The following is a 25,515-nucleotide window of genomic DNA, read 5'->3' as shown; positions in this document are numbered from 1 at the left end:
GACACGATTACACCGTCAGGACGTGTACCAGACAGGGGGGCTTTTTGCCCCAATGTTCGTTGATGACGGCCCGGACAGCGCGTCGCACCGATTCAGCCAGCGCGTCCGGATCCCGGCGCCGTGCCTTCGGCAGCCCCTCGATCGTGGACATCACGGCGTCGAACACGATGTCGTCGAACGGCTCGCCGGCCCGGTTCTTCTCGGGGATGCCGACGAGATCGACCTCGGGCTCGTCGACAAGCTCGCCCTGCGCGGTCATGGCGATGGCGACGAAGGCACAGCCGGAGAACGCCATGCGGCGACGCTCGACCACCGCACGGGACTTCGAATCCTCCAGGATCGCGCCGTCCTTGTAGAGCCGGCCCGACGGCACCTCGCCGACCACGCCGGGATCGCCGGGGCCGAGCTTGACCAGGTCGCCGTTGCGAATGACCAGGACACGCGGCACGCCGGCAGCGCGCGCGAGTTTTGCGTGCTCGTTCAGGTGCAGGGCTTCGCCATGCACGGGGATCAGGAGCTGCGGCTTCACCCAGGAGATCAGGTCGCGCAGCTCGTCGCGGCGGGGATGGCCGGAGACATGAACCAGGTGGTCGCGATCGGTGAGGACCTCGACGCCCTGCAGCACCAGATTGTTGATGATCGAGCCGACCGCCTTCTCGTTGCCCGGGATGGTGCGCGAGGAGAAGATCACGCTGTCGCCGCGGTTGAGCGTGATTTCAGGGTGGTCGTCATTGGCGATGCGGGCCAGCGCGGCGCGGGGCTCGCCCTGGCTGCCGGTGCAGAGCGCCAGCACCTTGTCCTGCGGCAGATGCCCATAGACCTCGGGTGAGCGGAAATTCTGCACGCCGTCGAGAAAGCCGGTCTCGCGCGCCACCTGCACCACGCGCTCCATGGCGCGGCCGACCACGACGACCTCGCGGTCGGCGGCCTTCGCGGCATCGGCGACGGCCTTGATGCGGGCCACGTTGGAGGCGAAGGTCGTGACCGCAACGCGGCCTTTGGCAGCCTTCACCAGATCGATGATGGTGCGGGCGACCTCAGCTTCGGACGGCGAACGGCCGTCGCGCACCGCATTGGTGGAATCGCCGATCAGGGCGAGCACGCCCTCCTCGCCGAGCTCGCGCAGCCGCTTCTCGTCGGTCGGACGTCCCAGCGTCGGGGTCGGATCAATCTTCCAGTCGCCGGTGTGCAGCACCGTGCCGGCTGAGGTGTGGATCGCCAGCGCATGCGCTTCCGGAATTGAATGCGCGACGGGGATGAACTCGACGTTGAACGGGCCGACATCGATACGGCCGCCTGACGGAACCACGGTGACAGGGATCTTGGGCGCATTGCGCTCCGCGGCGCATTTGGCCTCGAACAGCGCCGCGCTGAACTGCGTCGCATAGATCGGGCATTTCAGCTTCGGCCAGAGGTCGATGATCGCGCCGAAATGATCCTCATGGGCGTGCGTCAGCACCAGGCCCATCAGGTTCTTGCGTTCCTTCTCCAGGAAGCTGATGTCCGGCATGATCAGATCGATGCCGGGCAAATGCTCCTCGTCGCCGAAGGAGACGCCAAGATCGATCGCCAACCAGGCGCGCTGGTGACGGTTGCCGAGGCCGTAGACCGACAGGTTCATGCCGATCTCGCCGACGCCGCCCAGCGGCGCAAATACCAGTTCGTCGGGCCTCGCCATCACGCAGCTCCCACCGACCGCGCAGGGCCGAAGAACACCTCGCCCGCAGCCACCGGCACCAGCCGGCCTTCCGCGGTGCGGACGATCAGGCAGCCGGCGTCGTCGATCGTGTCAAAAATACCTTCCAGCACCTTGGTTCCCGTGTGGATCGCGACCGGCTCGCCAAGCCGGGCGGCGCGCTCCAGCCACAGCTTACGGATATCGGCAAAGCCGCGGCCATTGTCCCAGATACCGCGGAACTCGACCCAGGAGTCCGACAGCGCCGAGAACAGCTCCGCCGCGCTGATCTGGACGCCGAGGGCCGCGAGCGACACGGCCGGCGTCGGCGTGCCCTCCGGGGCTGCCACGATGTTGGTGCCGATGCCGACGACGATGGCCAGCTGGTCGCCGACCGCTTCGGCCTCCAACCCAATGCCGACCAGCTTCTTGCCGTTGGCGAGGACGTCATTCGGCCATTTCAGCGCGTATCGCGGCCGGTCGGGGCCAAGCCGCAGCGCAGCCTCCAAGCTGACCTTCTCCAGCGCCGCCTCCTCCGCCAGCCCTGCGGCAAAGCCGATCGTCGCGGCCACTGAGGGCGCGATGTCCAGGACTTCGAGGACGCTGGCTGCGAGATTGCCCTTCGGCGCGATCCAGGGCCGCTGGCGGCGGCCGCGGCCTGCCGTCTGCTCGTCTGTCACGAACCAGATCGGGCCGCGCTCTCCGGCGCGGGCCGCTTCGATCGCATCAGTGTTGGTCGAGCCGGTCCGCTCCAACGCTGCGAGCTTGTAGCCCGCGGCCAATGCGCGAGGACCGAGCGCGAACCCCATCCTAAAACAGCGACTTGGCGGCGGCGGAAGCGACGCTCACCACCGGACCCGCGAACAACGCGAACAGGATGTTGAACAGGCCAAAGACCGCCAGCACCGTCTTGACCTCGACCCTGACCGGATCGACCTGACCGGCCGGCTCGTCGAAATACATCGTCTTGACGATGGCGAGATAGTAGTAGGCGCCCACGACGCTGGAGAGCACGCCGATCACGGCGAGCGTGAACAGGTTCGCCTTGATGGCGGCGACGAAGACGTACCACTTCGCGAAGAAGCCGGCGAGCGGCGGGACGCCCGCGAGCGAGAACAGCAACATCGCGAACATGAAGGCGAGCAGCGGATTGGTGCGCGACAGACCCGCGAAATCGCTGATCTGCTCGACGGCCTGGCCGTTGCGCTTCATCGCGAGGATGATCGAGAACGAGCCGAGCGTCATCGCCACATAGATCACGATGTACATCAGCACGCCCTGCGCACCCTCGACCGTGCCGGAGGCAAGGCCGACCAGCGCAAAGCCCATGTGGCCGATCGAGGAATACGCCATCAGGCGCTTGATGTTGCTCTGGCCGATCGCGGCGAACGAGCCCAGCGCCATCGAGGCGATCGCGACGAACACCAGGATCTGCTGCCACTGCGAGACGATGCCCGGGAATGCGGTCAGCGTGACGCGGGTGAACACGGCGAGCGCGGCGACCTTCGGCGCGGAGGCGAAGAAGGCGGTGACGGGCGTCGGTGCGCCCTCATACACGTCCGGCGTCCACATGTGGAACGGCACGGCCGAGACCTTGAAGCAGAGGCCGGCGAGCAGGAACACCAGGCCGAAGACGAGGCCGGTGTTCGAGATCGTCGCGGCCGTGGCGATGCCGGTAAAGCTCACGGTGCCGGTGAATCCGTAAACCAGCGAGGAGCCATACAGCAGCATACCCGAGGATAGCGCGCCGAGCACAAAGTACTTCAGGCCGGCTTCGGTCGACTTGGCGTTGTCGCGGTTCGAGGCCGCCACGACATAGAGCGCGAGCGACATCAGCTCGAGGCCGAGATAGAGCGAGATCAAATCGCCGGCCGAGATCAGCACCATCATGCCGAGCGTCGAAAGCAGCACCAGGATCGCATATTCGAAGATGCGGCGCGACGCGTCGGCGAGGAACTCGGTCGACAGGATCAGCGTCACCGCCGAACCGATCAGCGCGAGGATCTTCATGAAGCGCGCAAAATCGTCGACGATGAAGCTGCCGCCGAAGGTCACCTGCTTGCCAGCCGGGAGCGTGTATTCGAGCACGCCGACCACGATCAGCAGCAGCACCGCGATCGTGGTGACCGTGCTGGTGGTCCCCTGCCCGCGATAGGCGCCAAGCATCAGAAGCGCCATGGCACCGATCGCGAGCACGAGCTCGGGCAGCACCGGCGCCAGTTGATAACCTGCAGTCGTAAAGCTCATGGCGATATCCTGACCTGCCCGATCAATGGAGCAGTGCGGCGGCCTTCACGGCCGTCACAGCGGTGTTGTAGTTGTTGACGAGTTGCTGAACCGAGGCGGCCGACATGTCGAGCACCGGCTTCGGATAGATGCCGAACAGGATCGTCAGCGCGATCATCGGAAACAGCGTCACGCATTCGCGCAAGGTGAGATCCTTCATGCTCGCCAGCGACGGCTTGACCAGCGCTCCGAACACGACCTTGCGGTAAAGCCACAGCGCGTAACCGGCCGACAGGATCACGCCAAAGGTGGCGAAGAACGCGGTCGGGATCGAAACCTTGAAGGTGCCGAGCAGCGTCATGAACTCGCCGACGAAGCCGGAGGTGCCGGGCAAACCGACATTGGCCATGGTGAAGATCATGAAGGTCAGCGCGTAGAGCGGCATCCGGTTGACGAGGCCGCCATAGGCCGCGATCTCGCGGGTATGCAGGCGGTCGTAGACGACGCCGACGCAGAGGAACAGCGCGCCGGAGACGATGCCGTGCGAGATCATCTGAAACACGCCGCCGGCGACGCCCTGCATGGTGCCGGCGAAGATGCCCATGGTGACGAAGCCCATATGCGCCACCGACGAGTATGCGATCAGCTTCTTCATGTCCTCCTGCATCAGCGCCACCAGCGAGGTGTAGATGATCGCAATCGCGGACATGGTGAACACCAGCGGCGCGAAGTCATGCGAAGCCAACGGGAACATTGGCAGCGAGAAGCGCAGGAAGCCGTAGCCGCCCATCTTCAAGAGGATCGCGGCGAGAACCACGGAGCCCGCTGTCGGCGCCTCGACGTGTGCGTCGGGAAGCCAGGTGTGCACCGGCCACATCGGCATCTTCACCGCGAACGAGGCGAAGAAGGCGAGCCACGCCCAGGTCTGCAACGACCGCGGCACGGCGGTGTGCATCAGGGTCGGGATGTCGGTGGTGCCGCCGTTCCAGTACAGCGCCATGATGGCGAGCAGCATCAGGACCGAGCCGAGCAGCGTGTAGAGGAAGAACTTGAACGACGCATAGACCCGGCGCGGACCGCCCCAGACGCCGATGATCAGGAACATCGGGATCAGGCCGCCCTCGAAGAACAGGTAGAACAGCACGAGATCGAGCGCCGAGAAGGTGCCGATCATCAGCGTTTCCAGGATCAGGAACGCCATCATGTATTCGCGGACGCGGTTGGTGATCGCCTTCCAGCTCGCGATGATGCAGAACGGCATCACGGCGGTGGTGAGGATCACCAGCGGCAGCGAAATGCCGTCGACGCCCATGTGATAGGTGATGCCGGTGGCGAGCCAGGCCGCCTTCTCGACGAACTGGAAGTCGGCATTGGCCGGGTCGAAGCGCATGACCAGGATCACCGATACCGCGAAGGTGATCAGCGTGGTCCAGAGCGCGATCCAGCGCGAATTGCGCTTGGCCGCCTCGTCATCACCGCGGCTCAGATACACGATCAGCGCGCCGACCAGCGGCAGGAACGTCGTGACCGAAAGAATGGGCCAGGTTGTCATTTACTGGCCTCCAAAGCCGAACATGAACCAGGTGATCAGGCCGGCGGCGCCGATCAGCATGGCGAATGCATAGTGATAGAGATAGCCGGTCTGGATCTTCACGACGTTGCGGGTGACGTCCAGCACACGGGCCGAAATGCCGTCGGGTCCGAAGCCGTCGATGATGAAGCCGTCGCCCTTCTTCCAGAGCTGGTAGCCGATCCACTTCGCCGGACGGACGAAGATGATCTCGTAGAGCTCGTCGAAGTACCACTTGTTGAGCAGGAACTGGTACAGCATCGGCTGCGTGTTCGCGAGCTCGACCGGCAGGTAGGGCTTGCGGATATAGAAGGTGTAGGACACCAGGAAGCCGCCAACCATCATCACGAAGGGCAGCCAGCCCAAGAGATGCGGCATGTGCTCCATATCCTCGAGGATATGCGGGTTCATCTTCACGGACTCGCGGAAGAACTCCTCCACGCCGTGCGGTCCGGTGAACAGCTCCTTGAACGGGAAGCCGGCCAGGACCGAGCCCACCGCCAGCACGCCGATCGGGATCAGCATCCAGATCGGGCTCTCATGCGCGGCCTCGTAGTGCTCCTGGTCGTGCGGCTCGCCGAAGAAGGTCTTGAACACCAGGCGCCAGGAATAGAACGAGGTCAGGCCGGCGGCCACGATCGTCAGCAGATAGGCGTAGGTCGAGAACGGATTGTGCGAGGCATAGGCCGCCTCGATGATCGCGTCCTTGGAGAAATAGCCGGCGAACAGCGGGAAGCCGGTCAGCGCCAAGGTGCCGACGGTCATCACCGCAAACGTGTACGGGATCTTCTTCCAGAGGCCCCCCATGTTGCGGATGTCCTGCTCGTGGTGCATCGCGTAGATCACCGAGCCGGAGCCCAAGAACAGCAGCGCCTTGAAGAAGGCGTGCGTGAACAGGTGGAACATGCCGACCGAATAGGCCCCTGCTCCCATCGCCACGAACATGTAGCCGAGCTGCGAACAGGTCGAGTAGGCGACGATGCGCTTGATGTCGTTCTGGACGAGACCGATGGTCGCGGCGAAGAACGCCGTGGTCGCGCCGAAGAACATCACGACGGCCTGGGCGTACGGGGCGAGCTCGAACAACGGCGACAGGCGCGCCACCATGAACACGCCGGCGGTGACCATGGTCGCGGCGTGGATCAGCGCCGACACCGGGGTCGGGCCTTCCATCGCGTCCGGCAACCAGGTGTGCAGCAGGAACTGCGCCGATTTGCCCATCGCGCCCATGAACAGCAGCAGGCAGGTCAGCGTCAGCGCATCGGCATGCCAGCCAAGGAAGTTGATGGTCTTGCCGGTCAGGCCGGGAGCGGCATGAAAGATGGTCTCGAAATCGGTCGAGCTCGTCAGCATGAAGATCGCGAAGATGCCGAGCGCGAAGCCGAAATCGCCGACGCGGTTGACCACGAAGGCCTTGATGGCGGCGGCGTTCGCGGACGGCTTCTGATACCAGAAGCCGATCAGCAGGTAGCTCGCCAGGCCCACGCCCTCCCAGCCGAAGAACAGCTGCACCAGGTTGTCGGCCGTCACCAGCATCAGCATGGCGAAGGTGAACAGGCTGAGATAGCCGAAGAAGCGCGGCCGGTTCGGATCCTCGTCCATGTAGCCGATGGAATAGAGGTGCACGAGCGAGGACACGGTCGTCACCACCACCAGCATCACGGCGGTGAGCGTGTCGACGCGCAGCGTCCACCAGACCTCGAGCTCGCCTGAGAAGATCCAAGGCAAGAGCTGGAACCGGGCGTCATGGCCATTGAAGCCGACATCGACCAGCGTCATCCAGGACAGCGCGGCCGAGACGAACAGCAGGGCGGTCGTGATCAGCTCGGCGCCGCGTGAACCGGCGGCCGCCGGCTCGACCGGACCGTGGCCGTGGTCGTCGTGAGCGTGATCATCGTGACCGTGGTCGTCATGGGCCGCCGACGCGTGCGCGTCGCCGTGGCCGTGATCGCCGTGATGCTCGACCTCGTCGCCCGAGGGGTTGCGGCCATGCGCGCCGACGAGCGCGATCAGGCCGGCCAAAATGGCGCCCAGCAGCGGCAGGAAAACAATTGCCTGAACCATGACTTATTTCTCTTTCCGCATGATCTGACCGGAAAACCGGTACCCACTTTTCCGGATCATGCGTTAGCCCTTCATCAGATTGACGTCCTCAACCGCGATCGAGCCACGGTTGCGGAAATAGACCACCAGGATGGCGAGACCGATCGCGGCTTCGGCGGCCGCAACGGTCAAGACCAGCAGCGCGAAGACCTGGCCGACGATGTCGCCAAGGAAGGTCGAGAATGCCACCAGGTTGATGTTGACCGAGAGCAGGATCAGCTCGATCGACATCAGGATGACGATGATGTTCTTGCGGTTCAGGAAGATGCCGAGGATGCCGAGCGTGAACAGGATCGCGCCGACCGCCAGATAATGTCCGAGCCCGATCGTCATTTCACCCACTCCGCAGCATCCGCGTCCGAGAGCCCCTGCCCCGGCGCCACCTTGCGCATCGCCATCGCCATGTCGGGCGTGCGTGCGTTCTGAACATTGATGTCCTGCCGCTTCACGCTCGCCTTGTGGCGCAGCGTCAGCACGATGGCGCCGATCATGGCGACCAAGAGCACCATGCCCGCGAGCTGGAAGTAGTGGACGTACTTCGTATAGAGCACGAGACCCAGCGCCTCGGTGTTCGAGACGTTGGTCGGGATCGGCGCCGTGATCGTCTTGCTCACGGTCGGATTGATGACCCAGGCGCCGACGGTCAAGAGCAGCTCGAACAGGAAGATGCCGCCGATCACGACACCAACCGGCAGATACTGGATGAAACCTTCGCGCAGCTCGAGGAAGTCGACGTCGAGCATCATGATGACGAACAGGAACAGCACCGCGACGGCGCCGACATAGACGACGATCAGGATCATCGCCAGGAATTCGGCGCCCATCAGCACGAACAGGCCGGAGGCGTTGACGAAGGCCAGGATCAGGTACAGCACCGAGTGGACGGGATTGCGCGAGACAATCACCATCACGGCCGAGGCGACGCAGACGGCGGCGAAGAGATAAAAGAAGAGCGCGGGAAGGATCATGCCCTCACCTCACCGGTACGGCGCGTCAAGCTCGATCGCTTTCGCGATCTCGCGTTCCCAGCGATCGCCATTGGCGAGCAGCTTGGCCTTGTCATAGAACAGTTCCTCGCGGGTCTCGGTCGCGAACTCGAAGTTCGGACCTTCGACGATGGCGTCGACCGGACAGGCCTCCTGGCAGAGGCCGCAATAGATGCACTTCACCATGTCGATGTCGTAGCGCACGGTGCGGCGGGTGCCGTCGTTGCGGCGCGGGCCGGCCTCGATGGTGATGGCCTGCGCCGGGCAGACCGCTTCGCACAGCTTGCAGGCGATGCAGCGCTCTTCGCCGTTCGGATAGCGGCGCAGCGCATGCTCACCGCGGAAGCGCGGCGAGATCGGGCCCTTCTCGAACGGATAGTTCAGCGTCGGCTTCGGCTGGAAGAAATAGCGCATGGCGAGGAAGAACGCCGAAACGAATTCCGACAGCAGAAGCGAGCGTGCAGTGGCGTTGACGTTGATACCCATGACGGCCCTCACTTCGGCGCGATGCCGGCGAATTGCAGCACGCCGGCCACCACGACCACCATCACCAGCGAGAGCGGCAGGAACACCTTCCAGCCGAGGCGCATCAGTTGGTCGTAGCGGTAGCGCGGCACGATCGCCTTTGCCATCGCGAACAGGAAGAACATGAAGAATAGTTTCAGCGAGAACCAGATGATCCCCGGCACCCAGTTGAAGGGCGGCAGGTCCACCGGCGGCAGCCAGCCCCCGAGGAACAGGATGGTGGCCATCGCGCACATCGTGACGATCGCGACATACTCGCCGAGCATGAACAGCAGGTACGGCGTCGAGCCGTATTCGACCATGAAGCCGGCGACGAGCTCGGATTCCGCTTCGACCAGGTCGAACGGCGGACGGTTGGTCTCCGCCAGCGCCGAGACGTAGAACACCACGAACATCGGGAACAGCGGCCAGACGTACCAGTTCAGGATGGTCAGCTGCGGCAGCCCGATCAGGCTGGCAAGGCCGCGGACGTGCTGGGCCTCGACCACGGCCGACAGGTTCAGCGTGCCGGCACAGAGCAGCACCGTGATGATGACGAAGCCGATCGAGACCTCATAGGACACCATCTGCGCCGCCGAGCGCAGCGCGGCCAGGAACGGGTACTTCGAGTTCGACGACCAGCCGGCCATGATGATGCCGTAGATCGACAGCGACGAGATCGCGAAGATGAAGAGGATGCCGACATTGATGTCCGAGATCACCCAGCCGAGATTGGTCGGGATCACCGCCCAGGCCGCCAGCGCGAGCACGCAGGACACCAGCGGTGCCAGCAGGAAGACGCCCTTGTTGGCGCCGGCTGGAATGATCGGCTCCTTCAGCACGAACTTCAACAGGTCGGCGAAGGACTGGAACAGGCCCCAGGGACCGACCACGTTCGGGCCGCGACGGATCTGCACCGCCGCCCAGATCTTGCGGTCGGCGAGCAGGATGTAGGCGATCGCGACCAGGAGGACGACGAGCACCAGCACGCTCTCCGCGATCATGATGATCAGCGGCCAGAGGAAGCCGGTCCAGAATGCGCTTTCGAAGAATTCCATCTAGCTCACTCCGCTGCGGTCAGCATCTGCCCGGAGGCAAGCCGCGAGCACTCCGCCATCACGGCGGACGCACGCGCGATTGGGTTGGTCAAATAGAAGTCCTCGATAACAGCCTTGAACGGCGCCTTCTCCGGCGAGCCGCCCTTCCCCGCCAGCTTCTTGATCTGGTCGGCTGCGCCCGCCTCGATCTGGTCGAGACGGATCAGATGCGGCACCGCCTTGAAGATCACCTGGCGCAGGGCGGCGAGCGAGTCGTAGCCGAGCTTCTTGCCGAGCGCTTCCGAGAGCGCACGGACGATCGCCCAGTCCTCGCGGGCTTCGCCCGGCGGGAATGCAGCGCGACCGGTCATCTGCACGCGGCCCTCGGTGTTGACGTAGATCGCGGACTTCTCGGTGTAGGCGGCAGCCGGCAGGATCACGTCGGCGCGATGCGCGCCGCGGTCACCGTGGGTGCCGATGTAGACGACGAAGGTGCCGTCCGGCGCCTTGATCTCGTCGGCGCCGAGCAGGAACAACAGGTCGAGCGTCCCGAACGTGGTCATCTGCGCCCCGTTCAGGCCGCCTTGGCCGGCGACAAAGCCGATGTCGAGCGCACCGACGCGCGAAGCGGTCTCGTGCAGCACGCCAAAGCCGTTCCAGCCGTCCTTCACCGCGCCGACGTCGAGCGCGAGCTTGGCGGCGGCAGCCAGAATGGCGGCGCCATCGTGACGCGAGGCCGCGCCCGCGCCGACCAGGATGATCGGATTCTTGGCGTTCTTCAGCACGTCCATGAAGGAATGCTTGCCGGAAGCGAGTTCGCCGAGGGTCTCGGTGCCTGCGCCGAGATGGTCATAATCGTAGGTCAGATCGGCCTTGGCGCCGATCACGCCGACCTTCAGGCCGCCGGCGCGCCAGCACTTGCGGATGCGGGCGTTGAACACGGCCGCCTCTTTCCGCGGATTGGCGCCGACGATGAGCAGCGCATCGGCCTGCTCGACGCCTGCGAGCGTCGGGTTGAAGATGTAGGAGCCGCGGCCGAGCGCGGGATCGAAGGCGTCGCCGCCCTGCACTGCCAGATTGGCCGAGCCGAATTTCGCCAAGAGATCCTTCAGCGCGAACATCTCTTCGACGCCGGAAAGATCGCCGGCGATGGCGCCGATGCGCTTGCCGTCGGTCCGGGCTGCCTTGGCTGCGATAGCCGCAAAAGCTTCCGGCCAGCTCGCCGCACGCAGCTTGCCGGCCTCGCGGATATAGGGCCGGTCGAGGCGCTGGGTGCGAAGGCCGTCGACGATGTGGCGGGTCTTGTCGGAGATCCACTCCTCGTTCACGGCCTCGTTGATGCGCGGCAGCACCCGCATCACCTCACGGCCGCGGGTGTCGACGCGGATCGCAGAGCCGACGCCGTCCATCACGTCGATCGACTGGGTCTTGCCGAGCTCCCACGGGCGCGCCGCGAAGGCATAGGGCTTCGAGGTCAGCGCACCGACCGGGCAGATGTCGACGAGGTTGCCCTGCAGTTCCGACGTCAGCGCGTGCTGGAGATAGGTCGTGATCTCCATGTCTTCGCCGCGCCCCGTCGCGCCCATCTCGGGAGCACCGGCGACTTCCGCCGAGAAGCGGACGCAGCGCGTGCACTGGATGCAGCGGTTCATCGAGGTTTTGACCAGCGCGCCGAGATATTTGTCCTCGACCGCACGCTTGTTCTCGGCGAAGCGGCTGGTGTCGACACCATAGCCCATCGCCTGGTCCTGCAGATCGCACTCGCCGCCCTGGTCGCAGATCGGGCAGTCCAGCGGATGGTTGATCAGAAGGAACTCCATCACGCCTTCGCGTGCCTTCTTCACCATCGGCGAACGGGTCGAGATTTCCGGCGGCTCGCCCTTCGGGCCCGGACGGCAATCGCGCACGCCCCAGGCGCAGCTTGCGACCGGCTTCGGGCCACCCTTCACCTCGACGAGGCACATCCGGCAATTGCCGGCGATCGACAGCCGCTCGTGATAGCAGAAGCGCGGAATCTCGGCGCCGGCCGCCTCGCACGCCTGAAGCAGCGTGTACTCGGCGGGGACATCGATCTCTTTGCCGTCGATGATGAGCTTGGTCATGTCTCTTACTCCGCCGCGACCATGTTCACGGGATCGCGGACGCCGATATCGTCAATGTCGGCCTTATGCGAATATTCGTCTATGCGCGCTTCGATCTCATGACGGAAATGCGCGATCAGGCCCTGGATCGGCCAGGCAGCGGCGTCGCCGAGCGCGCAGATGGTGTGGCCTTCGACCTGCTTGGTGACTTCAAGCAGCATGTCGATCTCGCGCTTGTGGGCGCGGCCTTCGGCCATGCGGGTCAGCACGCGCCACATCCACCCCGTGCCCTCGCGGCACGGCGTGCACTGGCCGCAGCTCTCATGCTTGTAGAAATAGGAGATGCGGGCGATCGAACGGATCAGGTCGGTGGACTTGTCCATCACGATCACGGCCGCGGTGCCGAGGCCCGAGCGCAGCTTGCTCAGGCTGTCGAAATCCATCGGCGTATCGATGATCTGCTCGGCCGGCACCATGCGCACCGAGGAGCCGCCGGGGATCACGGCCTTGAGGTTGTCCCAGCCGCCGCGGATGCCGCCGCAATGCTTGTCGATCAGCTCACGGAACGGAATGCCCATGGCCTCTTCGACGTTGCAGGGCCGCTCGACATGGCCGGAGATGCAGAACAGCTTGGTGCCGACATTGTTCGGACGGCCGATGCCGGCGAACCAGGCGGCGCCGCGGCGCAGAATGTCCGGCGCAACCGCGATGGATTCGACGTTGTTGACGGTGGTCGGGCAGCCGAACAGGCCGACGTTCGCCGGGAACGGCGGCTTCAGACGCGGCTGGCCCTTCTTGCCTTCGAGGCTTTCGAGCAGCGCGGTTTCCTCGCCGCAGATGTAGGCGCCGGCGCCGTGGGCGACGTAGATGTCGAACGGCCAACCGTTGACGTTGTCCTTGCCGACCAGCTTGGCGTCATAGGCCTGATCGATCGCGGCCTGCAGGTGCTCGCGCTCGCGGATGAACTCGCCGCGGACATAGATGTAGCAGGTGTGCGCGTTCATCGCGCAGCTCGCGATCAGGCAGCCCTCGATCAGCAGGTGCGGATCGTGCCGCATGATCTCGCGATCCTTGCAGGTGCCGGGCTCGGACTCGTCGGCGTTGACGACGAGATAGCTCGGCCGGCCGTCGGTCGATTCCTTCGGCATGAAGGACCATTTCAGACCGGTCGGGAAGCCGGCGCCGCCACGGCCCCGCAGGCCCGAGGCCTTCATCTCGTTGATGATCCAGTCGCGGCCCTTGTCGATGATGTTCTTCGTACCATCCCAGGCGCCGCGGCGCCGCGCGCCCTCGAGCCCCCAATCGTGGAGGCCGTAGAGGTTCTTGAAGATGCGGTCCTTGTCCTCGAGCATATCAGTGCTTTCCGATCAACGGTTGGCCTGCTTGTAGGCAAGCCCGGCGGCGCAGACGGCGAAGGTCAGCGCCCAGAGCAGACTGGATTCCAGCGTCGCGTTCATCATGAAGCGCTGCAGCAGGAACATGAAGGTGGCCGCGAGCGCGGTATGCATGGCGACGAAGCCCCATTTCTTCACGGCTTCGCTCCCCCGGTTGGCCTGAGACGGAAGCCTCATCAGGAGGTCTCCTTCAGAGTGGTCGGCCCGCCCGCCGGCGCCGAGAACTGGCGGCCGTTCTGCGGACCGGGCTTCGGCGGATTGCCCGAGGCAAAGCCGTCGAGCACCTTGCCGAAGGTTTCCTTGGTCAGGTCCTCATAGGTGTCCTTGCCGATCAGCACCATCGGCGCGTTGACGCAAGCGCCCAGGCACTCCACCTCTTCCCAGCTGAAATTGCCGTCCTTGGAGAGATGGAAGGGATCGTGATGGATCCGGCTCTCGCAGACATGGATGAGATCTTCGGCGCCGCGCAGGCGGCACGGCGTGGTGCCGCAGACCTGGACGTGGGCCTTCTTGCCGACGGGAGCGAGCTGGAACATCGTGTAGAAGGTCGCGACCTCGAGCACGCGGATATAGGGCATGTCGAGCATGTCGGCGATGACGCGGATCGCGGCTTCCGATACCCAACCCTCGTGCTGCTCCTGCGCGCGCCAGAGGATGGCGATGACAGCCGAGGCCTGGCGTCCGGCCGGATATTTCGCGATCTGCTGCTTCGCGAATGCGAGGTTCTCCTCCGTGAACGCAAAGCTCGCGGGCTGGACTTCCTTCGGGGCTAATCGGCGAACGGACATGTGTTATCTCTCACTGCATACGGCGCGCGGTTTTGGCATTCAGGGCATTGATCCTGTCCTGCCAGAATGCGCTTGCGGTGCCGAAAACGTTGTAGCCGACATGGGTCGAGACCTTGATGCGGTCGAGGATCGACAGCTCGGTCACGGTCTCCAGCCGGTTGGTGCGCGGATCGAGCACGATCAGCTTCAACGGGGTCTGTTCAAGGATGTAGCGCGACACCGCGTGCGTGCGGTCGCTGCCGTGCTCCTCGCACATGATGACGCTGTCGGTCTGCAGCAGCCGGGCGCCGCCCTTGATCGCCTCGATCTCGACGCCCTCGACGTCGAGCTTGATCAGGTACTTGCCGGTGCCTGCGACCTTGCCGTCGTCGATCAGATTGTCGAGCGCCAGCACCGGCACTTCCTCGCCGCCATCCGACGGAGCGCCGGCGATGCTGAAGGCCTCATGCTTGGTGCCTGACAGACGCGCGGTGCCGCGGGCAGCGCCGATCGCGCATTTCATGGTCTCGAAGCGGCCACCGTTGACGCGCGCATTGTTGGCGAGCTTCGGATAGTTCTGGCCCGACGGCTCGATCGCGATCGCCTTGTGCGAACCGAACGGCTTGCTCGACACCAGCACCGACCAGTAGCCGTAATTGGCGCCGCAATCGAGCAGCGTGTAGTCGACGTCGATGCTATCGGCGAACAGCAGCTCCAGCTCGTCCTCGTAGCAATAGGAGCGGTTGAGCAGCTTGCTCCAATAGCCGTCGCCGTACGGGAATTCGAACACGGCATCCGGGTTGAGCTTGATCGCGATGTTGCGCTCGGGCAGCGTTTTCCGCAGCAAGTTCGCGCAGGCGATGTAGCCCATATGCGAGAAGTGCGACGAGATCTTCGATCCCGTCACCAGCGCCAAGGCAGCCGTCCGCTCCCACAGGTTGGCCCCTTCCAGGGCCCCCGAGGCACGGTCAAACTGGATTGGCGCCTGCGCCATCACCGATCGACCTCTCCGAACACGATGTCGAGCGAGCCGAGAATGGCCGAGACGTCGGCGAGCAGATGGCCGCGGCAGATGTGGTCCATCGCCTGAAGATGGGCAAAGCCCGGCGCGCGGATCTTGCACTTGTAGGGCTTGTTGCTGCCGTCGGAGATCAGATAGACGCCGAACTCACCCTTGGGCGCCTCGACCGCGGCGTAGACCTCGCCTTCCGGCACGTGAACGCCTTCGGTGTAGAGCTTGAAGTGATGGATCAGCGCTTCCATCGAGCGCTTCATCTCGCCACGGCGCGGCGGCGCAACCTTGTTGTCCTCGACGACGACGGGGCCCTTCCCGTCGGCTGCATTCAGCTTCTGGATGCACTGCTTCATGATGCGCACGGACTGGCGCATCTCTTCCATGCGGATCAGGTAGCGGTCGTAGCAGTCGCCGTTCTTGCCGATCGGAATGTCGAAATCCATCTCGGCGTAGCATTCATAGGGCTGCGACTTGCGCAGGTCCCAGGCGGCGCCCGAACCGCGCACCATCACGCCCGAGAAGCCCCACTCCCAGGCTTCCTTCAGCGGCACCACGCCGATGTCGACGTTGCGCTGCTTGAAGATGCGGTTGGCGGTGAGCAGCCGGTCAAGGTCGTCCACGACTTTCAGGAACGGATCACACCAGGCCTCGATGTCGTCGACCAGCTTCTGCGGAAGGTCCTGATGCACGCCGCCGACGCGGAAGAAGGCTGCATGCATGCGGCTGCCGGAGGCGCGCTCGTAGAATACCATCAGCTTCTCGCGCTCTTCGAAACCCCACAGCGGCGGGGTCAGCGCGCCGACGTCCATCGCCTGCGTGGTGACGTTGAGCAGGTGCGACAGGATGCGGCCGATCTCGCAATAGAGCACGCGGATCAACTGGCCGCGGCGCGGCACCTCGATGCCGAGCAGCTTCTCGGCGGCGAGGCAGAAGGCGTGCTCCTGGTTCATCGGCGCGACATAGTCGAGCCGGTCGAAATAAGGGATCGCCTGCAGATAGGTCTTCTGCTCGATCAGCTTTTCGGTGCCGCGGTGAAGCAGGCCGATATGGGGATCGACGCGGGCGACGACTTCGCCGTCCAATTCAAGCACAAGACGCAACACACCGTGGGCAGCAGGATGCTGCGGTCCAAAATTGATGGTGAAGTTGCGAAGCTGTTCAGGTTGCTCGTTCATGATCAGGCCTTCGGTCCCGCTTTTTCATCACCCGGAAGGACCGGATAGTCGGCCCCTTCCCACGGCGACAAAAAGTCGAACTTGCGGAATTCCTGGTTGAGCCGGACAGGCTCGTACACCACGCGCTTCTCCTGGTCGTCGTAGCGGACCTCGAGGAAGCCGGTGGTCGGAAAGTCCTTGCGCAGCGGATGCCCCTCGAAACCGTAATCGGTGAGGATGCGGCGCATGTCGGGGTGGCCGACGAAGAACACGCCGTAGAGGTCGTAAGCCTCGCGCTCGAACCAGTCGGCGCCGGGGAACACCTCGATCAGCGACGGTACCTGCGTGGTCTCATCGGCCTGGGCCTTGAGGCGGATGCGGGTGTTCAGGGTCGGTGACAGAAAGTGATAGATCACGTCGAAGCGCTTTTCGCGCGACGGATAGTCGGCCGCCGTAATGTCGGTGAAGTTGACGAAACGGCAGCTCGGATCATCGCGGAGGTACTTGACCACCTCGACGATCTTGCTGGCTTCGACATCAACCGTAAGTTGGTTGAAGGCCACCGAATGACCGATGGCAGCGCCCGGAAGCGCGCTCACGATCGTCTGCCCCAGGGCGTCGAGCTTGGCGTCGTCCATGACGTAAAACCTTAGCGTTCGATGGTGCCGGTGCGGCGGATCTTCTTCTGCAGCAGCAGCACGCCGTAGAGCAGCGCTTCCGCCGTGGGCGGGCAGCCCGGCACGTAGATGTCGATCGGCACGATGCGGTCGCAACCGCGTACGACCGAGTAGGAATAGTGATAGTAGCCGCCGCCATTGGCGCAGGAGCCCATGGAGATGACATAGCGCGGCTCAGGCATCTGGTCGTAGACCTTGCGCAGCGCGGGCGCCATCTTGTTGGTCAGCGTGCCTGCGACGATCATCACGTCGGACTGGCGCGGCGAGGCGCGCGGCGCGAAGCCGAAGCGCTCGACGTCGTAGCGCGGCATCGACACTTGCATCATCTCGACCGCGCAGCAGGCGAGACCGAAGGTCATCCACATCAAGGAACCGGTACGGGCCCAGGTAATGAGGTCGTCGGTCGCAGCCACGAAGAAGCCCTTGTCGGACAGCTCGTGATTGACTTCGAGGAAGAACGGATCATTGGCCCCGACCGGCTTGCCGGTCGACGGATCCAGGATGCCCTTGGGGGCCGGCGCGATGGCCGGACCGGCGGACGTTGCAGGGTTCAATCCCATTCGAGTGCCCCTTTCTTCCATTCATAGGCGAAGCCCACCGTCAGCACGGCAAGGAACACCAGCATGGACCAGAAGCCGGTCGCGCCGAGCTTGCCGAACGCCACCGCCCAGGGAAACAGGAACGCCACCTCGAGGTCGAAGATGATGAAGAGGATGGCGACCAGGTAGAAGCGGACGTCGAATTTCATGCGGGCGTCGTCGAAGGCGTTGAAACCGCACTCATACGCCGACAGCTTTTCCGGATCGGGCTGCTGGAACGCCACGATGAAGGGCGCAATCAGCAGCACCAGGCCGATGATCGCAGCTACCCCTATGAACACGACGAGTGGAAGATAGTTCTGTAGAATGCCGCTCATTGACGAGCCCTTTTTCCCGCAGCCTCGGGACAGCCACGGATTCGTCCGATTTGGAATTATTCTGAGCCTTAGCGCAGTGCACCAATGGGCGCAAGACACGCTCTTTTCAGGCCCTTTGCTGCTTCCAGACCGGTGGAAATCCCGGAATCACCCCGCGGCTGGTATGAAGCAGATCGCCTGACGCGACAAGGGTGGCCACGGTTTTGCGGGGCAGCAGCTCTGAGATTGCGGCGCCCAGGCCGCGGGCGCTATTTGCCGCTTATCGTCGGCGAATTTGGCCCGATTTTTTGACTGCGGCGCCGCACCCAAACCCGGGCTACGACCGCGACCGGGGCCCCGACTGTCACCCAGGCGACATACTGGCCGGCCGTTCCCCAGAGCAACGCGGCGAGCAGACCGGTCATGGTCGCGGCCGCGAGCAGGATAGGTGCAGCAAAGACACGTATCCACAGGCGCGCGCGGTCGGAGGAGCCATGCATCACGACGGGACCGGGGCTCGTCTGGCGAATGCGTCGGTGCGGACCGGCGCCCGCCTCCGCCGCCGTGCCAGCCAGAGATAGAGGCCGCTGCCGATCACGACGATGGTGAGCCCGTCGAGCGCCGCCCAGATCAGCTTGAGCGGCATGCCGCCATAATCGCCGAAATGCAGCGGCTGCGAGATCAGGAGCGCCTGGAGATAGAGCGGCAGCGCCCTGGTATCGGCAACCTCCCCTGTCGCGCCGTCGAGCAGCACCGGTTTGAGCAGCCGCGCCGTCAGCGCGGTGTCGCCGCGCATGAAAGCTGCAAAATGATGCGAGGACGTGAACGGCGTCCCCGGAAACGCGACGAAGGCGATGTCCATGCCAGGAGCCGCCTGCCTGGCGCGAGCAACCACGTCGTCGAGCGAGGCGAGATGCACAGGCGACGGCTTGCCGGCATAGGGCGCGACCATGCTGGTGAGCTCGGTCGCCTTCCACTGGTTCAGCATCAGCTCGGCCCAGGTATTGACGACGCCGGTCAAGCCCACCACCAGCGCCCAGGCCACCGTCACCACACCGATCAGATTGTGCCAGTCGAGCCAGCGGACGCGGCGCGAGGCGGTGTCACGAATGGTGGCAAAGCGCAGGCGGCGGGTGAACGGCCAGTACAGCACCACGCCGGAGACGATGGCAGTCGCAAACAACAACCCCATCGCGCCGAGGAACAGCTTTCCGGCCTGGCCCGCGAACATGTCGGTGTGCAGCTTGAGCACGATCAGCATCGGCCCGACGCCGACCGGCCCGAGCAGCTTGGCGGAAACGGCGTCGAAGGCCCGGACGGTCGCGTTGTCGGCCGCACCGTCAGGGGCGCTGTTGGTGAAAGCTGTCACGATCCCGGGCTCGTCCTTGTCCCAGGAAACATATTGCAGGACCCTGCCGGGATCCGCGGCGAGCGCGGCGTCGGCGACGACTTGGGGCGTCGCGCGGGCCGCGCTCGCATAAGCTTCGGGCTGGGGGGCGTAGCCCAGGAGCTCATCGATCTCGTGATGGAAGATCAACGGCAAGCCGGTCAGGCAGAGCAACAGCAGGAACAAGGTCGAGACCAGGCTTGTCCAGGTGTGGACCACGGACCAGAGCCTGACCGTGCGCGCCCTCACAGCCCCCTCCCCTTGCCCGCCATCACCACTTGTAGGACGCGCTGGCCGTGACCCGGCGGCGATCTCCGTAGAAGCAGGCCGTTGGAGAGGAACAGCTTCCCACGTAGATCTTATCCGTGATGTTGGCGACGTTGAGCGCGTATCGCCATCCCTGCCGCTCGTAGTGAATGGCCGCGTCGCCCAACACATAAGACGGCACGACCAACGTGTTCACATTATCGGCGTAGGATTTGCCGACATAGCGAATGCCACCGCCAAAGCCGAGGCCGGTCAACGGGCCGGACTGAATGGTATAGTCGGCCCAGCCCGATGTGAGCTGGCTTGGCGTATTGGTCGGCACCTTGCCAATCAGTGCCGAATTCAGGTCCTTGCTGACGAAGATGTCATAGACGGTATGTGACGCGATCACCTTCAGACCAGGCATGACGTTCGCCACGGCCTCGAGCTCGATGCCGCGCGAAGTCACTTCGCCGGTCTGCACCGACAGCAGCGCATTGCTTGGATTGGTCGTGAGCATATTTTCCCGCTTCAGATCGAACAGCGCGATTCCGAAGTGACCATCGAAGCCGAGCGGCTGATATTTCACGCCCACTTCCGCCTGCTTGGCGGTTTCCGGCAGATAAAGTTGGGGCGGGGTCAGCGTGAAATTGGTTCCGATGATCGGATTGAAGCTCGTCGCGTAGGAAACGTAGGGCGCCAGGCCGACGTCGAAATTGTAGATCAGGCCAGCACGGCCGGAGAATGCGCTGTCGTCACGACCCAGGCTCGAGCCGATGTGGTTGTCGTTGTAGGTATTGACCCAATCGTTGCGGCCGGACAACACGAGCGTGAATCGATCGAGCTTGATCTGGTCCTGCACATAGACCCCGGCCTGTTTCTGCGTCAGCGTCGCATTCTGATACGGCGCGCCGCTGAAGGTCGCCGTCGGCGCATACACGGGATTGAGCAGGTTGAGCGACGTCGCGGCACCAAATCCCTGGTAGTCGTCGATCGTGTAGTGCTTGAGGTCGATGCCGAACAACGCGGTGTGCTGGAGTGGACCGGTTGCAAAGCGATATTCGAGCTGATTATCGAGATTGGCCTGATTGGCGACGCCGCTGGTGAAGAAATTGCCGCGCGCGAGAGTGGCGGCAGCCGCCGTCGTCGCATAGCCAAGCCCAAACAGCGTCGAATAGGTCACGTCGACATGCGCAAAGCGGGCGTTCTGGCGGAACGTGACGTCGTCGGACAGATTGCGCTCGAACTGATAGCCGACCATCTCCTGCTGGCGCTTGAAGCTGTCGACGCTGGGATCGCCGATGAAACGGCTGGTCGGTATCCTGCCCCAGGGCGCGTCGACCACCGTGCCGACATAAGGCAAGAAGGCGATGCCGCGTGTATCCTGCTTGGAAGCCGACGCGAGAACCGTGAACGACGTGTCCACGTCGGGTTTCCAGGTGACGGACGGCGCGATGAAGTAGTTGTTGTCGGGCGTGAAGTCGACCTGGGTGCCGCCGTTCTGGACCTGGCCGACGATGCGGTAGAGCAACTTGCCCTGCTCGGTCGAGGTCGCCACCGGCCCGCCGAAATCGAACGCCACGTAGGCGTTGCCGAAATTGTTGACGCCGGTCTCGACATAGCGGATCGGCTCGGACGGCGGCATCTTTGAAATCGCATTGACGATGCCGCCCTGGCTCGACCCACCGTACAACACCGCGGACGGGCCGCGCAGGATGTCCACACGCTCCAGATTGAACGGCTGGAGCTTCCAGCTCGCGTAGGACGTGTAGAACAGCTGCATGCCGTCGAGGAAGAGGCCGACATCGTCCGATTTGAAGCCACGGATCAGGAACCAGTCGTTACGCGTATCTGCACCAAACGTTCCAGCGCGGACGCCAGCCGAATAACGCAATATCTCGTCAAACTTGGCTGGCTTCTGATCGCGAATCTGCTCGGCGCCGATCACCGACACCGCCTGCGGCGTCTCCATGATCGGCGTGTTGATCTTGGTGCCCGACGAGCTGCGACCAGCGACATAGCCACGCACCGGACCACGCGGATTCTCGACGACGCCGACATTGCGTTGCGGCTGCGGTTTGCGGCTGTTCGCTGCCTGTAGCTGGCTCTCCGCGCGGCGCCGCACAGGTGCGGCTGCGCGGCGGCGCGGTTCAGGTGCCGCCACGTTCACCGGCGGCAGGCTCTGCGCGCCACCTTGCGATGGCGATTGTGCAAGCGATGCCTGCGGCATCAAGACCCAAGCGGACGCGGTCGCCAACACGGCCGACCGCAGCATTCCAAGACTGTTCAACACGCCACCCCAATGTGCATCCGATGCATCATGCCGCCTGTCCCCGGACGGCATGCGATGGGGTGACGCTTAGGGGAGCGCGCGCGATATCCCTAATTGAAAGGCTCTTAGAAGGACTCTTAGAGAGACTCTTAGAAGCGCTCCAGCGCGCTCGGAGATGTCCGGGCGATCAGCGCGTGTTCTTCTCGATCTCGAGCATCTCGGCGGCGATCGCCGTGAGGCGATCGACATGCTGGAACAACATTTCGAACTCGGCTTCGCTCAGATGTGCAAGCAGGCGCTGATTGCGCTCCTGCGCGCCTTCGACAATCGCATCATGCGCCGCCAGCCCCGCGGCGGTCAGCGAGATCAGAACCTCGCGGCTGTCTTTCGGATTTGCCGATTTCGCGATCAGCTTGCGCGACAACAGATTGGCCAGCGCGCGGCTGATCTGTCCCTTGTCCTGACCGACCGCCTCGGCTAGCCGCGCCACGCTCATCGGCGGCCGGCGGCCGAGCGATGCGACGAGACCGAACTCGACCGAGGACAATCCGGTGAGACGCTTGTAGCGCAGAATGGCACCGCGCTTGAGCAAATTGGCCAGCACCATCAGCCGTGACGACAGCATCACGGTGATCGGCGCCGGCGGATCACTCTCGTCCGCTTCGGGCGACGTCGACCCGCCCCTGCTCTCGGTCTGGCTCATGATCCACCTCTGCCAAGAAAGCCGGGGCCTGCCAAGTCCGCGCCCCGGCTGCGCCGTCCCGGTCAAATGCGACTAAGAGGCATTTAGAAGATCGTTGACATTGTCATCGAATTATTTTTCACTGAGGGCAAGACAACAAAAGCCCGGCCGTCACGGCCGACAGCGGGAGGATCAGCATGACCATCACCCAGCGGGATCGCGATCTCGGCACGGCCTATGCGATGAAGCCGGCGCACACCCGCAGCGAGCTGACCTCGGTGACGCGCGGCACGCCAATGGGCGAGTTGCTCCGCCGCTACTGGCATCCGGTCGGGCTCACCAGCGACGCCACCGACACACCGAAGAAGGTTCGCGCCCTGGGCGAGGATCTGGTGCTGTTCCGCGACAAGCATGGCCGGGCCGGCCTGTTGCACGCCCGCTGCTGTCACCGCGGCACCACGCTCTACTATGGCAAGGTCGAGGAAGACGGCATCCGCTGCTGCTATCACGGCTGGAAATTCGACGCTGAAGGCCATTGCCTGGAGCAGCCCTGCGAGCCCGACGGCGGCCAGTTCAAGGACAAAGTGCGCCAGCCCTGGTACCCCGTCGAAGAACGCTACGGCCTGATCTTCGCCTATATGGGCCCGGCCGAGAAACGCCCGGTGCTGCCCGCCTACGAATGCCTGGAAAATATGGACGACGGCGAGCTGGTCGAAGCCGACGATTCCTCGATCGGCGGCGGCGGTCCCGCCATAATCCCCTGCAACTGGCTCCAGCATTTCGAGAACGTGGTCGATCCCTACCACGTGCCGGTGCTGCACGGCTCGTTCTCGGGTCCGCAATTCACCAACATGATGGCCTCGATTCCGGAGGTGAAGTTCGAGAAGTCGCCGCGCGGCGTCCTCGTGCGTTCGGAGCGCAAGCAGGACGACGGCAAGGTGTTCTATCGCGTCAGCGAGGCGGCGCTGCCGACGCTGCGCGTGGTGCCGAACCCGCGCGTCGCCCAGTTCGCGCGCGTCGAGTCGCTCGGCTGGGTTCTTCCGATCGACGACACCTCGTTCCGCATCTACGTCGCCGGCCGCGTCAAGACGCCTGGCGAGATCAGCCGCATGCGCTCGAAGTTCAACGGCAAATTCTGGTGGGACATGACCGAGGAGGAGCACCAGAAATTTCCGGGCGACTATGAGGCCCAGGTCGGCCAGGGCGGGGTGACGGTTCACTCCGAGGAGCATTTCGGCCAGAGCGATCGCGGCATCCTGTTGATCCGGCGCATGCTGAGCGACCAGCTCGAGGCACTCGCCGCCGGCCGCGACCCGATCGGCGTCTCGTTCGACACAAGCGCGCCCCCGGTCGCATTCGAAGCGGGGAATTACATCCGCGAAGGCTAGAGCCCCATTCCGATAGAATCGGAACGCGACTCCAGCTCCTTGTCTTAACGCGTTTTCCTTACGCGAACCGGTATCCACTTCGCTCGAAAACGCTTTAGGGCTGCCGGCTTCGCTCCGGGCTGGACCGACAACGATAACAAAGACAATTTGGGGGAAGCGATGGTCGATGTGACGTCACAAATGTCGGCGCAAGCGGCCGCTGCCGCAAAGCCCGCGGCGCGGCGCTATTACGTGCTGGGCCTGCTCACCATCATCTACGCGCTGAACTTCCTCGACCGCACGATCTTCAACGTCCTGATCGAGCCGATCAAGAAGGAGTTCCAGCTCAGCGACACCATGATGGGCCTGCTCGCGGGGTTCGGCTTCGCGCTGTTCTACTCCCTGCTCGGCATTCCCATCGCGCGCGTCGCCGACAGGCTCAACCGCCGCAACATCGTAGCCCTGGCGTTCGCGTTCTGGAGCGCGATGACCGCACTGTGCGGCATGGCCGCGAGCGTCACCGCACTGGCGTTTGCCAGGATCGGCGTCGGCATCGGCGAATCCGCGGGCTCTCCGGCCTCGCAGTCGATCGTCGCCGATCTCTTTGCCAAGAACGAGCGTCCGCGCGCGCTCGGCATCTATGCCATCGGCACCTATCTCGGCGTCTTTCTCGGCTATTTCGTTGGCGGCTATGTCAACCAGCACTATGGCTGGCGCATGGCCTTCTATGTCGCGGGCCTGCCGGGCATCCTGCTCGCGCTGATCCTGTGGCTGACGATCTCCGAGCCGAAGCGCGGCGCGATGCAGGAAAACTTCGTACCCGAGCCGCTCGGGCCGACGCTGCGCTTCCTGGCCTCGCAGCAAAGTTTTGTCATCGTGCTGATCGGCTTCTGCCTGACCACTTATACCAACTATGCCACCGCAGCCTGGATCCCGCCCTTCCTCGCGCGCGTGCACCATCTGTCGAGCGCCGAGATCGGCACCTATGCCGGCACCTTCAAGGGCCTCGCCGGCATGGCCGGCACCCTGCTCGGCGGTTTCGTGGTGGCGCAAATCAGCCGCCGCGATGACCGCTGGAAGCTCTGGGCGCCGGCGATCACATCGGGGCTGGCCGGCCCCGTCTTCGCGCTGTGCATGCTGACGCAGGATTTTGCCATGATGGTCGCGATGCTGGCTATGACCTCGTTCCTGGTCGGCTTCCACCTCGGGCCGATCTTCGCGATCGCGCAGACGGTGGCGAAGCCCAGCATGCGCGCACTCGCCTCCGCCCTGATCGCGCTCACCGCGACCTGCTTCGGCCAGGGCGTCGGCCCCCTCGCCGTCGGCGTGGTCAACGACGCGCTGAAGGGCAGCTATGGCGCGGACGCCGTGCGCTATTCGCTGCTCTCGGCCGCGATCACGACCACGCTCGGCGCCCTGCTGTTCGTCTGGGCGGCGAGGACCATCCGCACCGACATCAAGCGGGCGAACTGAGCCC

At 64.2% G+C, this 25,515-nt stretch carries 23 protein-coding genes; 2 read left to right on the top strand and 21 right to left on the bottom strand.

What is annotated here, in order from left to right; genetic code table 11:
* Positions 1-7 precede the first annotated feature (7 nt).
* The 21 genes from ACWAT4_RS18690 to ACWAT4_RS18590 all read right to left on the bottom strand — a co-directional run bounded on the left by ACWAT4_RS18690 (position 8) and on the right by ACWAT4_RS18590 (position 22,692).
* Positions 8-1,678 (bottom strand): ribonuclease J, encoded by a 1,671-nt coding sequence (locus tag ACWAT4_RS18690; RefSeq protein WP_212300920.1) that lies wholly within the window; start codon positions 1,676-1,678, stop codon positions 8-10.
* Positions 1,678-2,484, bottom strand: coding sequence for a biotin--[acetyl-CoA-carboxylase] ligase (locus ACWAT4_RS18685; RefSeq protein WP_212300921.1), 807 nt, complete (start codon positions 2,482-2,484; stop codon positions 1,678-1,680). The genes ACWAT4_RS18690 and ACWAT4_RS18685 overlap by 1 nt, the downstream gene beginning before the upstream one ends.
* Before the next feature lies 1 nt (position 2,485).
* On the bottom strand, positions 2,486-3,922 hold the full coding sequence (nuoN, locus tag ACWAT4_RS18680) for an NADH-quinone oxidoreductase subunit NuoN (protein ID WP_212300922.1): 1,437 nt from the start codon (positions 3,920-3,922) through the stop codon (positions 2,486-2,488).
* A gap of 22 nt (positions 3,923-3,944) precedes the next feature.
* Positions 3,945-5,453 (bottom strand): NADH-quinone oxidoreductase subunit M, encoded by a 1,509-nt coding sequence (locus ACWAT4_RS18675; protein ID WP_212300923.1) that lies wholly within the window; start codon positions 5,451-5,453, stop codon positions 3,945-3,947.
* Positions 5,454-7,535: an NADH-quinone oxidoreductase subunit L gene (gene nuoL / locus ACWAT4_RS18670; protein WP_449731082.1), complete on the bottom strand. Its 2,082-nt coding sequence runs from the start codon at positions 7,533-7,535 to the stop codon at positions 5,454-5,456.
* A gap of 63 nt (positions 7,536-7,598) precedes the next feature.
* Positions 7,599-7,907: an NADH-quinone oxidoreductase subunit NuoK gene (gene nuoK, locus ACWAT4_RS18665; protein ID WP_008547737.1), complete on the bottom strand. Its 309-nt coding sequence runs from the start codon at positions 7,905-7,907 to the stop codon at positions 7,599-7,601.
* Positions 7,904-8,542: an NADH-quinone oxidoreductase subunit J gene (locus tag ACWAT4_RS18660; RefSeq protein ID WP_212300925.1), complete on the bottom strand. Its 639-nt coding sequence runs from the start codon at positions 8,540-8,542 to the stop codon at positions 7,904-7,906. The genes nuoK and ACWAT4_RS18660 overlap by 4 nt, the downstream gene beginning before the upstream one ends.
* A 9-nt stretch (positions 8,543-8,551) precedes the next feature.
* Positions 8,552-9,046 (bottom strand): NADH-quinone oxidoreductase subunit NuoI, encoded by a 495-nt coding sequence (gene nuoI / locus ACWAT4_RS18655; protein ID WP_191093171.1) that lies wholly within the window; start codon positions 9,044-9,046, stop codon positions 8,552-8,554.
* Between the two features lie 8 nt (positions 9,047-9,054).
* Positions 9,055-10,122 (bottom strand): NADH-quinone oxidoreductase subunit NuoH, encoded by a 1,068-nt coding sequence (nuoH, locus tag ACWAT4_RS18650; RefSeq protein WP_212300926.1) that lies wholly within the window; start codon positions 10,120-10,122, stop codon positions 9,055-9,057.
* Positions 10,123-10,127: 5 nt separating this feature from the next.
* A complete protein-coding gene (gene nuoG, locus ACWAT4_RS18645; RefSeq protein ID WP_212300927.1) occupies positions 10,128-12,203 on the bottom strand; it encodes an NADH-quinone oxidoreductase subunit NuoG in 2,076 nt (691 codons plus the stop codon).
* A gap of 5 nt (positions 12,204-12,208) precedes the next feature.
* Complete coding sequence (gene nuoF / locus ACWAT4_RS18640; protein WP_128951516.1) at positions 12,209-13,534, bottom strand: NADH-quinone oxidoreductase subunit NuoF; 1,326 nt, start codon at positions 13,532-13,534, stop codon at positions 12,209-12,211.
* Between the two features lie 15 nt (positions 13,535-13,549).
* The gene (locus ACWAT4_RS18635; RefSeq protein ID WP_212300929.1) at positions 13,550-13,753 is read right to left on the bottom strand and encodes a hypothetical protein; all 204 of its coding nucleotides are present in this window, start codon (positions 13,751-13,753) and stop codon (positions 13,550-13,552) included.
* Positions 13,753-14,364: an NADH-quinone oxidoreductase subunit NuoE gene (nuoE, locus tag ACWAT4_RS18630; RefSeq protein ID WP_212300930.1), complete on the bottom strand. Its 612-nt coding sequence runs from the start codon at positions 14,362-14,364 to the stop codon at positions 13,753-13,755. The genes ACWAT4_RS18635 and nuoE overlap by 1 nt, the downstream gene beginning before the upstream one ends.
* Before the next feature lie 10 nt (positions 14,365-14,374).
* Complete coding sequence (locus ACWAT4_RS18625; RefSeq protein WP_212424531.1) at positions 14,375-15,337, bottom strand: FkbM family methyltransferase; 963 nt, start codon at positions 15,335-15,337, stop codon at positions 14,375-14,377.
* On the bottom strand, positions 15,337-16,533 hold the full coding sequence (locus tag ACWAT4_RS18620) for an NADH-quinone oxidoreductase subunit D (protein ID WP_449731080.1): 1,197 nt from the start codon (positions 16,531-16,533) through the stop codon (positions 15,337-15,339). Before ACWAT4_RS18620 ends, ACWAT4_RS18625 begins: the two co-directional genes overlap by 1 nt.
* Before the next feature lie 2 nt (positions 16,534-16,535).
* Positions 16,536-17,150 carry an NADH-quinone oxidoreductase subunit C gene (locus ACWAT4_RS18615; protein WP_449731079.1) on the bottom strand — a complete coding sequence of 205 codons (615 nt, stop codon included), beginning with the start codon at positions 17,148-17,150 and terminating at the stop codon, positions 16,536-16,538.
* Between the two features lie 11 nt (positions 17,151-17,161).
* A complete protein-coding gene (locus ACWAT4_RS18610; RefSeq protein WP_194475600.1) occupies positions 17,162-17,749 on the bottom strand; it encodes a NuoB/complex I 20 kDa subunit family protein in 588 nt (195 codons plus the stop codon).
* Entirely contained in the window at positions 17,740-18,105 is a 366-nt protein-coding gene (locus ACWAT4_RS18605; protein WP_092290902.1) for an NADH-quinone oxidoreductase subunit A, read from the bottom strand. The genes ACWAT4_RS18610 and ACWAT4_RS18605 overlap by 10 nt, the downstream gene beginning before the upstream one ends.
* Before the next feature lie 478 nt (positions 18,106-18,583).
* Positions 18,584-19,720, bottom strand: a complete 1,137-nt coding sequence (locus ACWAT4_RS18600) for a PepSY-associated TM helix domain-containing protein (RefSeq protein WP_449731078.1) — start codon at positions 19,718-19,720, stop codon at positions 18,584-18,586.
* A 22-nt stretch (positions 19,721-19,742) separates the two neighbouring features.
* Entirely contained in the window at positions 19,743-21,992 is a 2,250-nt protein-coding gene (locus tag ACWAT4_RS18595; protein ID WP_449731229.1) for a TonB-dependent siderophore receptor, read from the bottom strand.
* 184 nt (positions 21,993-22,176) lie between these two features.
* Positions 22,177-22,692, bottom strand: a complete 516-nt coding sequence (locus ACWAT4_RS18590) for a MarR family winged helix-turn-helix transcriptional regulator (RefSeq protein ID WP_212424527.1) — start codon at positions 22,690-22,692, stop codon at positions 22,177-22,179.
* A gap of 176 nt (positions 22,693-22,868) precedes the next feature.
* Between ACWAT4_RS18590 and ACWAT4_RS18585 the strand changes: the two genes are divergently transcribed.
* Positions 22,869-24,059, top strand: coding sequence for an aromatic ring-hydroxylating dioxygenase subunit alpha (locus ACWAT4_RS18585; protein ID WP_212424526.1), 1,191 nt, complete (start codon positions 22,869-22,871; stop codon positions 24,057-24,059).
* Positions 24,060-24,218: 159 nt separating this feature from the next.
* Entirely contained in the window at positions 24,219-25,511 is a 1,293-nt protein-coding gene (locus tag ACWAT4_RS18580) for a spinster family MFS transporter (protein ID WP_212424525.1), read from the top strand.
* The last annotated feature ends 4 nt before the right edge of the window (positions 25,512-25,515 follow it).

The sequence above is a fragment of the Bradyrhizobium sp. T-1 genome (genome assembly GCF_053592855.1).
The sequence above is the reverse complement of the archived record's forward strand: the minus strand, read 5'-3'. Positions and strand labels throughout refer to the sequence as shown.

Excerpts from the sequence above, each read along its gene's own strand:
- ACWAT4_RS18590 (WP_212424527.1), bottom strand. The coding sequence starts at position 22,692 with ATGAGCCAGACCGAGAGCAGGGGCGGGTCGACGTCGCCCGAAGCGGAC.
- ACWAT4_RS18660 (WP_212300925.1), bottom strand. The coding sequence starts at position 8,542 with ATGATCCTTCCCGCGCTCTTCTTTTATCTCTTCGCCGCCGTCTGCGTC.
- nuoN (WP_212300922.1), bottom strand. The coding sequence starts at position 3,922 with ATGAGCTTTACGACTGCAGGTTATCAACTGGCGCCGGTGCTGCCCGAG.
- nuoF (WP_128951516.1), bottom strand. The coding sequence starts at position 13,534 with ATGCTCGAGGACAAGGACCGCATCTTCAAGAACCTCTACGGCCTCCAC.
- ACWAT4_RS18595 (WP_449731229.1), bottom strand. The coding sequence starts at position 21,992 with ATGCTGCGGTCGGCCGTGTTGGCGACCGCGTCCGCTTGGGTCTTGATG.
- ACWAT4_RS18605 (WP_092290902.1), bottom strand. The coding sequence starts at position 18,105 with ATGAGCGGCATTCTACAGAACTATCTTCCACTCGTCGTGTTCATAGGG.
- ACWAT4_RS18610 (WP_194475600.1), bottom strand. The coding sequence starts at position 17,749 with ATGGGATTGAACCCTGCAACGTCCGCCGGTCCGGCCATCGCGCCGGCC.
- ACWAT4_RS18620 (WP_449731080.1), bottom strand. The coding sequence starts at position 16,533 with ATGAACGAGCAACCTGAACAGCTTCGCAACTTCACCATCAATTTTGGA.
- ACWAT4_RS18635 (WP_212300929.1), bottom strand. The coding sequence starts at position 13,753 with ATGAGGCTTCCGTCTCAGGCCAACCGGGGGAGCGAAGCCGTGAAGAAA.
- nuoI (WP_191093171.1), bottom strand. The coding sequence starts at position 9,046 with ATGGGTATCAACGTCAACGCCACTGCACGCTCGCTTCTGCTGTCGGAA.
- ACWAT4_RS18675 (WP_212300923.1), bottom strand. The coding sequence starts at position 5,453 with ATGACAACCTGGCCCATTCTTTCGGTCACGACGTTCCTGCCGCTGGTC.
- nuoK (WP_008547737.1), bottom strand. The coding sequence starts at position 7,907 with ATGACGATCGGGCTCGGACATTATCTGGCGGTCGGCGCGATCCTGTTC.
- nuoG (WP_212300927.1), bottom strand. The coding sequence starts at position 12,203 with ATGACCAAGCTCATCATCGACGGCAAAGAGATCGATGTCCCCGCCGAG.
- ACWAT4_RS18625 (WP_212424531.1), bottom strand. The coding sequence starts at position 15,337 with ATGGCGCAGGCGCCAATCCAGTTTGACCGTGCCTCGGGGGCCCTGGAA.
- ACWAT4_RS18580 (WP_212424525.1), top strand. The coding sequence starts at position 24,219 with ATGGTCGATGTGACGTCACAAATGTCGGCGCAAGCGGCCGCTGCCGCA.
- ACWAT4_RS18585 (WP_212424526.1), top strand. The coding sequence starts at position 22,869 with ATGACCATCACCCAGCGGGATCGCGATCTCGGCACGGCCTATGCGATG.
- ACWAT4_RS18685 (WP_212300921.1), bottom strand. The coding sequence starts at position 2,484 with ATGGGGTTCGCGCTCGGTCCTCGCGCATTGGCCGCGGGCTACAAGCTC.
- ACWAT4_RS18615 (WP_449731079.1), bottom strand. The coding sequence starts at position 17,150 with ATGGACGACGCCAAGCTCGACGCCCTGGGGCAGACGATCGTGAGCGCG.
- nuoE (WP_212300930.1), bottom strand. The coding sequence starts at position 14,364 with ATGTCCGTTCGCCGATTAGCCCCGAAGGAAGTCCAGCCCGCGAGCTTT.
- nuoL (WP_449731082.1), bottom strand. The coding sequence starts at position 7,535 with ATGGTTCAGGCAATTGTTTTCCTGCCGCTGCTGGGCGCCATTTTGGCC.
- nuoH (WP_212300926.1), bottom strand. The coding sequence starts at position 10,122 with ATGGAATTCTTCGAAAGCGCATTCTGGACCGGCTTCCTCTGGCCGCTG.
- ACWAT4_RS18690 (WP_212300920.1), bottom strand. The coding sequence starts at position 1,678 with ATGGCGAGGCCCGACGAACTGGTATTTGCGCCGCTGGGCGGCGTCGGC.